This window comes from Tunturiibacter lichenicola, from assembly GCF_051013355.1.
GTDB classification, from domain to species: Bacteria; Acidobacteriota; Terriglobia; order Terriglobales; family Acidobacteriaceae; genus Edaphobacter; species Edaphobacter lichenicola_F.
This window is the reverse complement of sequence record NZ_CP132944.1, coordinates 2,611,980-2,627,762: the sequence shown is the minus strand read 5'-3', so window position 1 is coordinate 2,627,762 and position 15,783 is coordinate 2,611,980. Positions and strand designations below refer to the sequence as shown.

10 protein-coding genes and 1 tRNA gene are annotated in these 15,783 nt (G+C 55.7%); 3 read left to right on the top strand and 8 right to left on the bottom strand.

The genetic code is table 11. The features are described from left to right. Positions 1-131: 131 nt before the first annotated feature. On the bottom strand, positions 132-323 hold the full coding sequence (locus RBB82_RS11250; RefSeq protein ID WP_433975223.1) for a hypothetical protein: 192 nt from the start codon (positions 321-323) through the stop codon (positions 132-134). A 700-nt stretch (positions 324-1,023) separates the two neighbouring features. Between RBB82_RS11250 and RBB82_RS11245 the strand changes: the two genes are divergently transcribed. Both RBB82_RS11245 and RBB82_RS11240 read left to right on the top strand, forming a co-directional pair. Then, positions 1,024-1,284 carry a GlsB/YeaQ/YmgE family stress response membrane protein gene (locus RBB82_RS11245; protein ID WP_433975222.1) on the top strand — a complete coding sequence of 87 codons (261 nt, stop codon included), beginning with the start codon at positions 1,024-1,026 and terminating at the stop codon, positions 1,282-1,284. Between the two features lie 139 nt (positions 1,285-1,423). Further along, the gene (locus tag RBB82_RS11240; protein WP_433975221.1) at positions 1,424-1,669 is read left to right on the top strand and encodes a hypothetical protein; all 246 of its coding nucleotides are present in this window, start codon (positions 1,424-1,426) and stop codon (positions 1,667-1,669) included. Positions 1,670-1,953: 284 nt separating this feature from the next. Here RBB82_RS11240 and RBB82_RS11235 read toward each other — a convergent pair. Beyond that, positions 1,954-2,043, bottom strand: a tRNA-Ser gene (locus RBB82_RS11235). 363 nt (positions 2,044-2,406) lie between these two features. On the opposite strand from RBB82_RS11235, the gene RBB82_RS11230 reads away from it, so the two are divergent. Further along, complete coding sequence (locus tag RBB82_RS11230) at positions 2,407-4,164, top strand: adenylate/guanylate cyclase domain-containing protein (RefSeq protein ID WP_433975220.1); 1,758 nt, start codon at positions 2,407-2,409, stop codon at positions 4,162-4,164. Positions 4,165-4,201: 37 nt separating this feature from the next. Here the strand turns inward: RBB82_RS11230 and RBB82_RS11225 are convergent, their stop codons facing one another. From RBB82_RS11225 to RBB82_RS11200, 6 genes are all read right to left on the bottom strand, one after another. Further along, a complete protein-coding gene (locus RBB82_RS11225; RefSeq protein ID WP_433975219.1) occupies positions 4,202-5,125 on the bottom strand; it encodes a PP2C family protein-serine/threonine phosphatase in 924 nt (307 codons plus the stop codon). Positions 5,126-5,144: 19 nt separating this feature from the next. Continuing rightward, positions 5,145-7,598 (bottom strand): ATP-binding cassette domain-containing protein, encoded by a 2,454-nt coding sequence (locus tag RBB82_RS11220; RefSeq protein ID WP_433975218.1) that lies wholly within the window; start codon positions 7,596-7,598, stop codon positions 5,145-5,147. Between the two features lie 98 nt (positions 7,599-7,696). Then, positions 7,697-8,725 carry a CsgG/HfaB family protein gene (locus RBB82_RS11215; RefSeq protein WP_433975217.1) on the bottom strand — a complete coding sequence of 343 codons (1,029 nt, stop codon included), beginning with the start codon at positions 8,723-8,725 and terminating at the stop codon, positions 7,697-7,699. Between the two features lie 21 nt (positions 8,726-8,746). After that, positions 8,747-10,375: a serine/threonine protein kinase gene (locus RBB82_RS11210; RefSeq protein ID WP_433975216.1), complete on the bottom strand. Its 1,629-nt coding sequence runs from the start codon at positions 10,373-10,375 to the stop codon at positions 8,747-8,749. Positions 10,376-10,987: 612 nt separating this feature from the next. Next, on the bottom strand, positions 10,988-12,013 hold the full coding sequence (locus tag RBB82_RS11205) for an acetamidase/formamidase family protein (protein ID WP_433975215.1): 1,026 nt from the start codon (positions 12,011-12,013) through the stop codon (positions 10,988-10,990). Positions 12,014-12,053: 40 nt separating this feature from the next. Further along, positions 12,054-15,500 (bottom strand): carboxypeptidase regulatory-like domain-containing protein, encoded by a 3,447-nt coding sequence (locus RBB82_RS11200; protein WP_433975214.1) that lies wholly within the window; start codon positions 15,498-15,500, stop codon positions 12,054-12,056. Positions 15,501-15,783 lie beyond the last annotated feature (283 nt).

The window sequence follows — 15,783 nt, the reverse complement described above, 5'->3', positions numbered from 1 at the left end:
TCATGGGGCGGGTGGCTCATACATAAACTCAACCCACAACCCTGGGTGCCCCATTCATGCAGTCTCACCGCATGAGTGGGCATTCGTGCGAAAGCACGAACCGCTCTCCTCTCTCAGGTTCGCTATGAGATTCACTCGAAGAGGGAGATGGCGACACGCAGGTCGTCGGCAAGGCGCCGATATAACTCCTGTATCGTGCGTAGCGCGAGTAGCTGGTCGGATGTGTCCAGCGGCTCCGAGTTGATCAGCCGGTCGATGGCCTCAATGTCGATCGCGACAGCGTCCAGCTTCTCGCTCAGCAGGGTTGTGGCACCGTGTGGCATGGCAAAACAGTCTAACATTTGGGCGGGTGGCCCACATCTAGCCTTGGGTGGTGGTTGGCCCAGATCTAACTTCGGGTGCCCTCATATCTCGATCTTGAGATTTAGGCATTCGTGCGAAGCTCGAACCGCCTTCCCTCCCGAACCGATAAAATCCAACCATGCCAGTAGGCTTAGAACGCCGGGAACAGGTCAACTCCACCAAGCCGGCAGAGTTGACCCTCTTCGTGCGCCCTCTGGGTGTCGGAAGAGAACACGTGATCGGCACCAGCCCTGCCCTTAGCCACAAACCAAATTCCCAAAACGGGAAACCCAAAACTAAATCTCAAAAACGTGGCGCATGATTCATGCCTCAAATTAGTGACCATCAAAACACCACATCCACCACGCAACTCACCACGATTTCACCATCAAAACACCACCTCAAAACACTTCTTTTACGCAAAACCCCCTGTAAAACACCACAACACCCCGCCCAAAAAAATCTGCACAACTCACGAACCGCCTTCCCTCCCGAGCCGACATAATCCAACTAGGCTTTATGAACAAATCCAGGCACAAAATACTAAACACGAACAACTCCCCAGGAGAGAATGTTCTCTGACAGAGTGCACCCGTCGAATGTGAGCCGCAGGTATCGATCCGAACGCCACGCCAAGCACGGCTGCTCAGGCCCCTATCCCAACCTTCAGGAGAGTAAGAAATGTTTATTATCTGGTGGATCATTGTTGGCCTCATCGCTGGTTTCCTTACCGGCAAACTTATGAAGGGCAGCGGCTACGGCGCAATCGGTGACATCGTCATCGGCATCATCGGAGCTATCGTAGGTGGCTTCATCATGCAGAAGCTCGGTTACGCCGGATCAGGCGGCCTGATCTACACCGTCATAGTCGCCATCGTCGGCGCAATCCTTCTCACCTTGCTCTTGCGCCTCGTCACCGGTAACAGAGCTAAAAACCTATAGAACGGGCAGGGCGGGTACCTAACCGTCCCTTCTGAACCCGACACGAAAAACTGGCTTGACCCACTCTTCGCTCTCGCGGGGGATTTAGCTCGCCAACATAGCGCTTACTCGTCCGCCTGAGACCCCAAAGGTGGGTCACATGGTAGAGCCGTCCTATCCGACATCGACGGAACCCTCATCGAAAGCAACTGGCTCTGTCGATGACGGCGAAGGCGTCTCTCCATGCGGCGGCGTGGCAGGCATTCGCATCATCGGCGTCACCACCGGCGGTTGGTCCCGCCAAGAACTCCTCGACGCGGGCTGCATCGAGGTCTACAAGGACGTAGCCGAACTCCTCGAACGCTTCGACCAAAGCGCCCTCACCCACTACGGGCCTTCTTCGTAAGCGCCAGGTGGGCACGGAGGAAGAGCGATAAACAGTCCAGAGGGTCGGCTTTGGCGGAGGAGGAGGCGAGGGCGGTGCGGATTCCTGATTGTTTGAGGCGGAAGAAGATTCATGCAGGATAATCTCCGCGATGAGCCGACCGGAGAAACGGGCAAATTTTGGCTGAGTTAGGAACGGATCGCGAAATCTCTGGCGCACCGCTTTGAGCTAGATGTAACGAAATCGCGTGATTCGACAACATTTCGCGAGCATCTCGCGCTCATAAATGTTCTGAACAGACTAAATGGCGGAAGAGGAGGGATTCGAACCCCCGATACCCTTTCAGGTACGCCAGTTTTCAAGACTGGAGCCATCAACCACTCGGCCACTCTTCCCTACTCTAAAGTTTAGTACGCAGCAGGCTCCAACGCAAAGAATGATCAGAGAAGCTCCCGCCGCCCAGTGCTATCGGGAAGATTGGATCTGCTCTCAATTCCGTCGACAGCGCTTCTACCAGCATCGTCACTGTGGGTATTCATCGCACGCTGGCGGAGCTTGATTTAGCTAACCAATCTCATTGCCCACCTTGCGCTCGATTATTTGCGCATGCCCTGACGGCCTTTGCATATAATGACGCGTACAGAATCGGTAGCCCAGCTCGTTTAGCCGTCGGTAGCTCGCAATGGAATGGTCGCCCACATTTATGACCACGAAAGGGTCATTTTGACCGCTATGGAGCATTCAAAGCTGAGGGGACGATGAACTATTCCCCCGCAATCTGGATGGTTTGGAGAATGGCCGCGCTAATCGCGAAACGCGACCAGACTCTTATCGAGCCGAAACATTTTCTTACCACTATTTTCTCTCTCACGACGCTGCGAGATACCGCTCATTTCGAAGACCTGGACACTGCGCCGGAGTTGGCCGAGGTGGCCAAGTCGTTCGAATCATTTGGACTGAAAGCCAACGAAATCCTTCAACGCTTGCAGACGCCTGCAGACGTGCAGCACATGATGGCGATGCCATCCCATCAATCCAGCGGTGCCGCAATCTCAAGGTCAGAGATATGCAAACGAGCGTTCGAACAGGCTGGCATCGCCGCAACGGAGGAGTCGATCTCTCTCACCCGCCTGCGTCATCTGGCCGGCGGCTTTCTCATGTGCAGCAAAGAGCTATATCCCCTCTTTGGCATTACGCCGGCAATAGCTGCGCAGCTCATATCGAGTCTGTTGCGCCCGGGTTCTCCCGCGCCTGCGCCACCAGTTCCCTCGCCGTTTGTGGTTTCACCAAACTTCCACGGGCCCGAGACCAGGGATATCGTCCTTCACACGCTGGATGCGAATACGGTTCTAGAATCCCAGATCAACTGGAGCATCGTGGGGCCGAAGTTCGCCACGCTCTGTGAACTCGCCTGGGAGGCCGGTCCGAGCGGAAGCATGAGCACGCTCCTGCAGGCATTGACCGAAAAGATCCTTAGCTTTATTCCCCGAGCGACGCACGGTGCGATCCTGATTGTCGATCCCATAACAGGTGACCTCGATTTAAAGGCGCACATGCCACGTGGAAATGTCTCGCTGAGCAAATCATCCGCACTCCAAGCGCTTAAGGAGAAGAAGGCTTTCATCTGGCAGCGCCAGCAGAATCTAAGCAAGACGCAGTTCGAGAGTCACCTGGAGTCCGGAGTTTATGCACCTATCATCGCCGACGGCAAATCATTCGGAGTCATCTGCCTGAACTCGAAGAGTGCTGCATCACGGTTGACTGCGGAGGACCTCTTCCTCGCCGCATCGCTTGGACACCAGATCGGCCTTGTTCTCGCGAATCGCGACCTGAAAGCAGAGGTCGCGCAAAAGATCCACGTGCTGGAACGTTTGATGACGAACTTCTCGCCGCAGGTGCGTACGTACCTTATTCAACGCGCACAGGCTGGACGACTCAAATTAGGCGGCGAGCGGTCGAATGTGTCGATCCTCTGTGCCGATATCAGAGGCTTCACCATCATGGCCGCCAGCATGGACACCGACGACCTGCTCCTGCTGCTCAACGACTACTTTGCCGCGATGGTTGAATGTGTCTTCCGTCACCAGGGGACCATCGACAAGTTTATCGGCGACGCATTGCTTGTCGTCTTTGGAAGCCCGGAGGCTCATCCACGTCACGCCGAGGAGGCCGCAAAGGCTTCCATCGATATGATGGAGGTCACCCGGGCAGTCAGTGAGAGGCGTAAGGCGAAGGGCGAACGGGCTTGCGAGATCGGCATCGGCGTCCACACGGGCGAGGTAATTCACGGCTTCATTGGTTCGGTCGATCGTATGGAGTTCACCATCATCGGCGATGCAGTGAACATGACGACGCGCTACTGCGCCGCGGCTGGATTGAGCGAGATCATCATCAGCCCGCAGATCTACGAAAAACTGTGGCGCGACCTTGAGGTAGAACCGTTGGAAGTCGCGACAAAGCACGAAGGCAATCTCACTGCTTACAAACTACTTGCTCTGCACAATTCGAAAGGTTGACCTGTTCGGCAGCGTACGTTTGAGCGGCTCACACACTCTAGAGAAAAAGATAGGCCGCAGCTCCTGCCAGCAGCATCGTGATCGCGAGCGCGGCTAAAAGCTGTTTTTGACTAATGCGCTTGCCTGTCGAAGTTTGTGTTCGATTTGCTTCCTTCCAGGCTTCTCCAGCTCGAAGCACTACCACGCTGATGTTGTCTCCCGCTTCGCCCGCAAGCGCGAGATGAAGCAGCGCGTCGGCGATGGATGCCGTGCTTGCTCCTGGCTTGACGAGTGCCTGCTGCACCTCAGCAGCTGGTACGTATGCCCAAAGCCCGTCAGAGCAAAGAAGCATCACATCGCCAGCCCGAACCTGATGCGAGGACAGTTCGAGCGATGCGTCAGGCTGGCCAAGGCTGCGCGTCAGAATGTGGGAGCTCGGATGCGTCTGCGCCTGCTCCTCAGAGAGAAGTCCTTCGACGATCATTCTCTCCACAACCGAATGGTCTCGTGTCAGCTGTGTGCCTTGGCCGCCTCGGACTCGGTACACCCGAGAATCTCCAATGTGTCCGATGTATGCCACTCCCTCGTGGATCAGTACGAGCGCGACGGTCGATGCCATCTCCTGCATCTCAGGTGGGCCGGACTTTTTGGCTTCTTCCAGCCGCTCCTTGACCCATGTAGTAGCTCGTTGCAAACCGTCCAGCGGGTCCGTTTCAGTGGGCAACCCAGCCAGAAAACGTCCGTACTCTTCGAGTCCGAGTGTCGATGCTCGTGCCCCGCCACTTCGACCACCAACTCCGTCCAGCACAAGAAAGATCTCGCCAAGCGGAATTTGAAAGCGACCGACGCAATCCTGATTTTCTTCGCGAACTAACCCAGGATGACACCGCAAGCTCGACGAAAAGCCCGTCGACTCCCCCACATAATCGACGCTAGTGATCTGGCTGGCTCGTTGGTGGGGAGTGGTCTCTTCGTTTTCCATGAATGTACGTGAATGCTGTTTACAGGATATCGCGCATCTTCAAGAAGCCAAGCACACATCCAAGTAGGACCACCAACATCGCTCCCAGAACTCCGAGAGACTCAAGAAAGGAGTACCGCAAAGTCTTCCCGTCGGTTGGCGCCGCGGGTTGGCGGATGTCATCGACAGTCGTGATTGCCTCTGGAACTTGTACCGTGGCGGCATCGACTCCTTTGCCACCGGATGGACAAGAATCCCACCTGAGCGGACCCGGCAGATAGCCGCAGACATGGCCCTTTGCCTCATCGATCATGTTTCGCTCAAACGCCCATCGCGAGGGCGCGACATAGCTCATAAGCCGCGCAGGTACAGGCATCTTATAAATCGCGCGAATGCCCCCGCCCAGTGTGATGACCGGAAGAAGTACCACTGGAAGAAGCGCAATCGCAGTTTCGGTCGTGGAGCTTCGCGCCGAAATGGCGAGCCCGAGTGCCGCTCCGACGAGCGATGAAGCAATCAAAATAGTAGCTTCGCGCACAAAGCTGCCGCGCAGGCCGCAGGCAAAATAGACGACGGTAAGCAGTGTCAAGCACTGGAAGATGCAAAGGCCAACAAGCACAAAGAACTTCGAGAAGACATACGACGGCAACTTTAGATTGACCATGCGCTCGCGCTGGTAGATTGACCACTCACCGACAACGTCACGCGCGGCATTATTACAGCCGAACCAGATCGCCGCGACGACAAGTAGGAACTCGATGCCGACAAGATTACCGCTCAGCTGGCCGAAGTCCTGTTGCGCCTTCGCCATGGCGACAGCGGCCCCCGCTGCAGGGACACTCAAGGTCTTCGAAAGGTTCTCAGGATCCTTGACCGTACCGAAGACGAGCGCAATCAATACAGCAAACAGAGGCGCCTGAAGCAAAGTAATGATGAGCTGCGCACGATCGCGCGTTCTGAGAACGATGTTGCGACGAAGCAGCGTCCACCACTGACCAAAGCCCAGACTTCGCGTCGAAGAGACCTCCTTTTGCGCGCCTTCTCCCTTGACCTTGCCCGCCCGATCGTCGATGAACATCTTCTGGTATCGCGATTTGTTGAAACGCTTCACCCAATCAGCAGTAGGCTCTTTTGAGAGTCCAGTGAGAAGCATCTCCGGATTGAGTGTGCTCTTATCTGCCTGCTGTTGCGCCGGTGGGTGGAAGAACTCAATCGAATCCGGAAAGGCCGGACCATAGTATGCAAGCGATCCACAACCGCCGCGATCCCGCGAGATCATGATCAGATTGTCGAACTTTCTGTAGACATCGATGCTTGGCTGGTGAATTGTCGTGATGATCGTCTTGCCTTCACCAGCCAGTCGCTTTAGAAGATCGACCACGCCTTCGGCATCGTACGACGAGAGCCCAGAGGTAGGCTCGTCAAGGAACAGCACCGGCGTATTGGTGATCAGTTCCATAGCGATGTTGACCCGCTTACGTTGTCCACCGCTGAGAACCTTCTTCTCTGGCGATCCGATGAGCGTATTTTTTTTGTCCAGGATGCCAAGCTCATCGAGAATCTTGTCGATGCGCGCCTCAATCTCGTCATCACGCAGATCGGTGCGGAGCTTGGTCGAGAAGTAAAGCGCCTCCCTGACCGTCAGCTGCGAGTGAACAATATCATCCTGCGGGACATATCCCATCTGCTGGCGAAATTGATCGTAGGACTGATAAAGATCCACGCCATTGAAGAGAACGCTGCCAGCCTCCGGCGGAGTGTAGCCGTTGAGCGCTTTGAGGAACGTGGTCTTGCCCGCTCCCGCCGGGCCCATCAATGCAACCATCTCCGACGGATAGACCGTGAGAGAGATGGGATCGAGAAGGCGCTTGCCACCAACCGCAACACACACACCAACAGCGGAGATAGAGACGTTGCCATGGTACTCGCGGCGTTCCAGCTTGCCGTTAGCCACCAGCCTGAACTGAAAGCCGCCCAGGCCGATCTCCTGCCCCTCACGGAGTTCGGTTTTGCTGGTAATGCGGATGCCGTTGAGGAACGTGCCATTTCGTGAGGACAGATCTTCCAGAAACACGGAGCCGCCCGAGCGACTGATCTTCGCGTGATGCCAGGAGACGAGTGGATCATCCAGAGGCTCGCCGCACTGAGGATCGCGGCCGATGATAATGGTCTCTTCCTGCAGATCGACGGGCTGTGGGGCGGGCGCGCCGATCGCGGTACCTGAGCTGTTGAGCAGCCGCGAAGCGGGAACTTTCAATGATCCCAGATAAACGTCATCGTTCATCTGAATGCGGCTTCGTGAGATCTTGTTACCGATCTGGTTCAGCGACGTGCCATTGCTCGAGCGAAGATCCTCGATGAAGAACTCACCATTCTCCGAGATGATTCGCGCATGTTCCCACGAGATCATAGGAAGATCGATGACGACATCGGAATCGGGTGAGCGACCGATCCGGATAGTACGCGTGGACGACATCGGCGAAGAAGCCGGCATAATCTAATTCCTCTACGTCAGGTCGAGCAGAAAATTAAATCAATTTATGCCCGACCAGAGAACGGATGCAGCGCCCAGGAAGATTGTCGAGCCGCAGTCTACGGCTGAAAACTTATATCGTCACTAACCTTGATGACCGCCGTCCCGCTATACGTTGCGGTCGCTGTCTTATTGTCAGCCTCGGTGATCTTTGCCTCTCCAAGCTTGTCGCTCAGCACCTTGATAACCGCTCCCGTCTTGGGGTCCTTGATCTTCCGCGTAGGTCTGGTGATCACTACTGTGTCTCCTACCTTGACGCCGCCCGTGGTCCCAACAGTGAGAATAAGCGTCGTACCGGAGACATCCGCAACCGTGCCGGTGTAGCTGGTCCGCGGAACCACAGGAGTGGGCGGTGGCGGCGGTGCAGCAGCTACCGTCGGCAGAGGCGCCGCTTCAATCTGAGTAACTACCTGAGTCACTGCCTGGGTTGTAGCGTCATTGATCGCAGGTGTTGCGAAGTCGCTCGCACTTGTTGTGCTTGTTGCGCCGCCGGTGTTCGAGTCAGTCGTGGTCTTGCTCGATGTCCCGGAGCCCGTCGCCGAAGCGAGGATGGAGCCCGAACTGGTATCGATCATTCGGGCCGTAACTCCAACCGTTACCGTTGAGGTCTTTTGACTATTCGCCAACGGCACATTTAGGCCGTGAATCCTAATGGGAATATTCGTAGCCTTCTTCGACGATTCACCACCGAACTGAGTAATCGATCCAATCACAATCGCATCGACGCCGGCGATCTTCCCTAACTTCACTGCAGTGCTCGGATCAGCGCGATCGCTGTTCGAGAAGTTCTGTTCTTTGATGATCTTGTCGAGCGCTGCCCGTTCAATGACAATAAATTTTCCATCCGCGACCAGTCGATTGATGATCAGATCAGACAGAGTCGCTCCCAAATCATTCTGCATGCCGAACTGGGAAGCCGCCTTCTGTTTTGCGTCGGGGCTAACATCCAGGCTCATGACAGCAATGCGTCTTCGCTGCTGCGCAACCATCGACGTCACCGCACAGACACCCATCAGCGTCAATACCAACAGCGTCCTGACATTCTTAGAAGGAAGACGAAACGTACTGGAGGCCCCACGTCTGTTCATCGGACTCACCTCAATAACAATTCAACGTCCTAAAAATGTTTCGAGCTGCTTCACGTCCGTCTCGGTCAGCGCCGCATAGCGTGACGCGCGATCCGGATCCTGCTGAGCGAAGGCCTGTTTTGCCTTGCCGAGATTGGTATTCATGCTCATCTGGCGAGCAACGATATCTCCACGCAGCGCCAACCCGTCCTTCTGCATGGAATGTTGCATCGTGTTCAGGCTGTTATTGACTGCAGATGCCCGATTGTTGAGCTGATCAATTTGTGGCTCCAGTTCGTCGAGCTTGCTCTTCTGCTCAGCAGTGAGCTTCGGTTGTTCCGGAGTCTGCGCCCCGTTCAAAACAACGACTGCGGTACCGTTCGCCACAATGCCCGGTCTCTGCGGTGGTGCAGCCGTCGGCATCTGCGCCTTGAGCGCCGCCGGAGGCACTTTCACGACGGGACGCGTAACAGGGGGTGTAGGAGCGGGCGGAGCGGTCACGACTTTTTCTGGCGCCACCGCCGCCGGTTTCGGCTTCGCATCTTCCGATGTATGCGACATCCGATAGATCGGCACCGCTGCCGCCGCAACCGCTACAACCGCGCCGCAAATCACGTAAATTGCTGTGTTCTTCTTTTTATCTCGGACCGCGAGGGCAACAGGCGGTTGGGAGTAGACAGGGGTGCTGGCAACTTCAGTCATCCTGCGCTCATCACGCGCGTTCGTCACGAGCATGGTTGGATGATGACTCTCTACGATCGTCGCGGGACGGCTCTTCACGACTGATATCGCCTGGTTCTCGACCATAGTCAACACGGGCGGTTCCATCATCGTCCTGCCACCCGGAACAGGCGTTACGTTCACACTACGAAGCGCCTCGCGAAGATCCTCGGCCTTTTGAAAGCGATCCTCCGGCGCCTTGGCAATCGTCTTCATGATGATCTCGCTCAGGCGCGCCGGCATCCATGGCTGTATCTCAATAGGATTCTTCGGCATCTCCTTAACGTGCGCCGCCATCAACTCGAAATCGCTCGAAGCACGAAACGGCCGCTGCCCCGTCACCATCTCGTAGCAGGACACCCCGACCGAATAAAGATCCGAGCGAGCATCCGTTGCCTGCCCCATAATCTGTTCCGGCGACATGTAATCAATCGACCCGAGCGTCGTCCCGGTCTGCGTCAATGCACGCTGCGTATCCGCGTGAGCGATCCCAAAGTCCATCAGCTTGACCACGCCAGTAGGAGTCAACATCATGTTCGCCGGCTTGATGTCACGGTGAATGATGCCCTTGCTGTGCGCGTATCCTAACGCCGCAAGCCCCTGATCGAGGTATCCCAGCGCATCCGGAATCCGGATCGGCCCCGCTTCAAGTTTCTGCGACAGTGTCACGCCGTCAACGAACTCCATCACCATCACAAGCTGGTTATCGATCGTCAGCGCAGTGCAAAGAGTAGCGATATTTGGATGGTTCAGGCTCGCGACCAGCTTGATCTCACGGAGAAACCGATCCGCCAGGTCCTGCCGCCCTGCCAAATCAGGCAGCAGAATCTTCATCGCCTCAATGCGATCGGAGATAACATGACGAACCCGATATACCCGCCCCATGCCCCCTGCACCCAGCATGCCGAGAATCTCATAGTCGCCGAGACGTTGATTGACTTCGCCTTGCATTCTGGCTCCGTGGTTCGGAACATTGCCTAAAACACGAAAGGGGTCGCCGCTTCGAATTGATCAAAGAACAAAATTACTCGCCTCGTACAAAGCGGCACAGCGAGTATCAAATCTTGCCTACTCCCGCTACGACATTATTGTTTTTGGGGGCCCGGGTACATTTTTATCAGGAATTCCTCTCTCTGACATTCTTTTTCGCATCAGCGCAGAAACGGCAGACGTGGTTACCGGGTAATCACTTGTCTCAATAAGGCGTTGTGCAGCGCGATTTTACCGGCAGCTCGTTCCCGGTAGCCTCGACCAGTATTCGTTCAAGAAGAAGAACTTGTTTTTTGAACAGAAAAGTAAATGGTCGGCCCGAGTGGACGATTTTCGAACTTCCAGGGTTCGGGAGTACCCTTCTCCTTTGTGCGTCCCTTTAGACCTCGGCGCCAACCACGATGGCTCTAAGCGGTCGGCTCAGAAGTTTTCGACCATCGCTTCAAGGTGAATCTCCCTCTCTCTTGGTTTAGGCGACCCTATTGCGAAAAACTACGCTAATTTGTACGAACGACGCTGAATTCTACCTGTAACCAGATTGAGAGGGCACCTTCTCGGGTGCCTTCACTCTATCTAGTGTGTCGAAGAGACAAAGAGACGCTTGGGCAAGATTGCGTGAACGCCGACGTTTCCATCAACTAACTCGGTGATGTCGAAGTCAACTGCTGTACTGGCCAGCATGTAGGCCTCATCGCGGCTGAGGTGTTTTTCGGTTGTGAGAAAGGTGATGGTGTTCCTGACAGCCATTTTAGTGGCTTGCACGAGATCGGGGCTGAAGCCCATAAGGATATAGCTGGTAGGAGTTTCAGCCATCGGCCAGTCGAGATGGCGATTTTTGTGAACAGTTAGTTTGAATGTGCCTGAGAGAAATGTTTCAAGAGCTGTAATGTCGACTTCGCCGTTTCCCTGGCCGGCGTGTCCGTCTCCCACTTCAAAAAGAGCCCCCTTCGCATGCACTGGAATGAAGAGGATCGTTCCGGCAACGAGCTCTTTGTTGTCCATGTTGCCGGCGTGTTCGCCGGGAGGAGCGCTGTCAATTCTGCCTGCGGCGGGAGGCGGTGCAATGCCCATACTGCCGAAGAACGGGCGGAGAGGAATTTCAACTCCTTTTGCAAAGTTCGCGACATTACGGCCAAGGTCCAGCGGAACGATCTTGTAACTGCCATACGGGAAGTCTTCCGGGAGGAAGCCGCTCTTGGGGCCGAAGACGTTGCAGGCATATGGAGTGTCGATGGTGATGCTTTGGATCTGCACTTCGAGAACATCGCCCGGCTCGGCTTCCTCAATTGCGACGGGTCCGGTGAGGATGTGGCCGCCGGGTCCACGATCCTTGACCTCTTGATAGATGTCTTTGTAGTACTGCGGGACGTCCTGCTCTTTGACCCCCGCCTTGATCAGCTCTGACGGCGGCCCGCAGGACGACACTGTCTGCATATGAACAGTGTCGCCGGAGTGGACCGTGAGGATGGGATGGGCCTGAGACCAGTAGTACCCCCACACCACCGTGGACGGTGTCGCCAGCAGCTGCTTTGCGGCAGACTGGGAGAGCACCGGGCTCGACATCGCGAGAATGCCTACAGCTAGAGGTAAAGCCTTCATTCGATCTTCCTTTAGAAGCGGATTGGGTACGTCGTGCTGACTAGAACTGGTACTTCAAAGCGAACTGGATGAGACGAGGAGCAACGGAGCTGCTGGTGATTGTTCCGAAGCTGCCTGGTCCGAGAGCAGTTGCCGGATCAGAATACTGAGCGTGGTTGAAGGCGTTGAAGAACTCAGCCCGGAACTCGATCTTGCGCTGCTCTGCAGGAGCGAAGACTCCGAAGTTGCGCGAGATGGTGAGATCGGTGTTGTCCTGATTGGGACCGCGCACACTTCCAACACTACTGTTACCGTAACCGAGACCGTCCCCTATGACGGGCAGCGGGCATCCGGTTTGAGAGCCAGCGAATGCGTTGTTGTTGAAGTAGTTCGTGAGGCGGCTTGTGACGCTGCCTCGAGTCTCAATATTGGCTGCGCTCATTCCGGGACAGAGTTGTGCACGGGCCGAGCTGACTGAGCCGAAGATGGAGCCCAGGGTTGAGTCCGTGATGGTAAGAGCATCGCCGGCTTGGATGGTCGTTACTCCCGAGACGGCCCAACCGTTAACCACCTGACGAGTGATGAGATTCGAGTTGCGCAACTTTGGCAACTCCCAGTAATAGGCGACGACGAGGCGCTGAGGGCGGTTGAATGCTGCTGGTCCAAAGCGCTGAAAACGATCGTTCGAATCATTGCTGTCGCCACTGCCGCCGGTAAAGACAGCGTTCGTGCCGAGGCCCTGAACATCGGTGAGTGCCTTGCTCCATGTGTACGAACCTTGCACGAGGATGCCCCGACTGAGTTGGTGGCGGACGCTCAGTTGAAGGCTGTTGTACATCGAGAAGCCATAGGACTCGATGCGGTTCAGACCGCCCGGCGCGAAGCCAAGGTAAGGAACGCGCTGCGAAACGTTGGCAATGGTATTCGTTGTTACACCGTTGATCGGTGCATCCGGGCTGGCGAAGAGTGCTTCGTTGATGTTGCGATTCTCAAGCAGGCGTGTGCTACGCGTACCGACATAGGCGATGTCGAAGACTGTCGAAGGGGACAGCTGTTGCTGAACGTCGACGTTGTACTGTTGTGTCATCGGAGAGTCGTAGTTCTGAGCGATGATCGTCGCGGCGTTCTGCGAGGTAGGAGTGCGTAGAGGAAAGGATCCCGGGGTTGGTTGAGGGGTGAATGGGTTCTGAAAGGTCGCAGCCGCATTCCCTGCACCGACGAGAGTAGAAAATCCTACGAAGGGCGGGGCTGTGAGCACTTGAAGAGTCGCGTTGCCGTTGGGACGTGTGTAGTAAACGCCATATCCGCCACGCACCGACGTTTTTCCATCTCCGTAGGGCAGCCACGCAAATCCAACACGAGGGCCGACGTTATGCAGAGGAAGATCATCGTCAGTGACGGTGTTGCCGCCGAGGCGAGTTACTCCCGTGGGCACTGATCCAACGAAGTTGTTCGGCACGACCCATCCGGCAAAATCTCCTGCCGCAGTAAGGCTCGCATTGGGAGTGAGCAGGCTCGGGATCACACTGCTCAACCGTCCGCCCGACTCTCCGATGTTGCTGTTCAGCTCCCAGCGAAGTCCTGCGTTCAGAGTGAGCCGCGGCGAGATCTTGTAGTCATCCTGAACGAAGACAGACATGTCGTAGGCAGTGAAGTTCTTCGAGATGTCGCCTGCTATGCCCTCGCTAAGAAAAAGGTTACTCTGGCTGCTTCCGTTTTGCGCCGCGCTCATGCCGAGCAGAAAGTCAGGAAAGGACAGAAATTCGAGGTAGCCCCGGCGCGGACCCGGATCGTGAAAGTTGAACTGTTGCCGCTCGTAGTCGAAGCCTGCTCGAATGGTGTGTTTCCCATGGTTCCAGGAGACTTGGTCCGATCCTTCATAGGTGTTGACGGCAGAGTTGGAAAAGTCATTGAAACCGCCACCAAGACTGAACAATCCCTGGATGGAGATGATTGGCAGGAGAGGAAAGTCAGGGTCGCTAGGGGTGAGCCCAAGTGACGCATCTGTAATGGAGGCCTGGCTGTTGAGTACGCCGGTGTTACGGATGAGAGCAACAAAGGCTTCGTTGAGAAAGGAGGGGGTGAGCGCAGAGGTTAGCTTCAGCGAGCCCACGTCATTGGTGAAGTGGGTTTTGAGGGCAAAGCCTGGAGGGCAGCTTGGACTGCAGCTGCTGAAGGGATCTGTCTGCGGATCACGGGAGTAGAAGAAGCGCTCGCTGAGGCGGTGCTTCGGTGTGACCTGGTAGTCGAGGTTAGCCAGCACCTGGTCTTCTGTATACCTTCCAGGAATGCTGTACACCGCTAAATTGGAGCCCGAAGTGGATGTTGTCCCTGGCGAGGGAATGAGATAGCTACCGTCGGCGTTCTTCAAGTTCAGGAGGTTGAGGGCGACAGGACTAATGTTGGATCCGTCACACGCAACCTGCACGCCGCCATTAGCTGTGGATTGACCACAGGATGCTGCGCCAATACTTGCGGCCGTGCGATTGCTGGAAAGGTTCGGAAGATTCAATGAGGCGAGAGAACTGGAGCTTAGACCGTTGATCTGTCGTGTTCCCTGATAGGAGCCGAAGAAGAAAAACTTGTCGCGGAGGATCGGGCCGCCGATGCTGCCGCCGAACTGGTTTTGCTTGAGGTCGGGACGAGGCTTGTCTTGTTGCTTCAAGAAGGTGTCGTTGGCATTGAAGATATTGTTTCTGAGAAACTCCCAGGCCGCTCCGTGAAGGCGGTTGGTGCCGGATCGGGTGACTACTTCCACGTTGGCACCGGCGTCTCTGCCGAAACCGGCATCGTAGAGTGTGGTTTGAATGCGAAACTCTTCGATGGCGTCTGGGCTTGGAATAGGAATTCCGCCCTGTTGAACGAAGTCTCCACCTCGCCCGCTGCCGAAGTTATTGATGTCTACGCCGTCCATCACAAAATTGTTGCTGATGTTGCTCGCGCCGTTCACGTAGACATCGATCGTTCCGCGGCCAAGCTCAGCAGCGTTGTTGACAGCTCCGACGACACCGCCGGAGAGCGTAAGGACCTGGGTGTAGTTGCGGCCTGCAAGCGGAAGTGCCTGGATCGTGGAACCTTGTACGGTGGTTCCCAAAGTTGCGTTATTCGATTGCAGAAGCGCGCCCTGGGCATCCACCTGGACCGTCTCCTGTTGTTGCCCAGTGTCCAGCCTCGTGTTTATCACGCTGGTCTCTGTTACGGTGACCACGACATTCGAAGAGAGCTCCGTCTTGAAACCTGCCGCAGTGTAGCGAAGGTCATAAGCGCCGGGAGGAAGGAGGGAAAAGCGATAGTTGCCATTTTGATCCGTGGCAGCAGAGCTTTGTGCACCGGTGGTCTTTGACCTCGCTGTGACGGTTGCGTTCACGATAATCGCATCCGTTGTATCTGTTACACGACCGCTGATGGCACCAGTAGTCTGGGTTTGGGCCCAGCTGGAGTTTTGGGAGGAGAGGGACAATACAGCGCTAAGGGCGATGAGGGCTAATCTAACAATCGTTTTTGACATGCATGCCTCGCTGAATTGTTTTTTTGCCGCAGGTTCCGCTGCATCGCGGCGGCCGTTCCGAAAAAACCGGCACTGGTCTCTCGTCGCATTGATTGCACTGATGGCGGACTCAAGCAGATTCGGACTACGGAAGGAATAACCCGATACTATTCGGTTGCAGCGGGCGAAATTGCACGGAACAACGAGAAAACGTGCGTAATTCGCTGGTCTTTACAGTTTTTTGTGAAATTCAGTTAGTAGATGTACTGAGGGGTATCCGTATATCTACGGATCTCGTACTCGA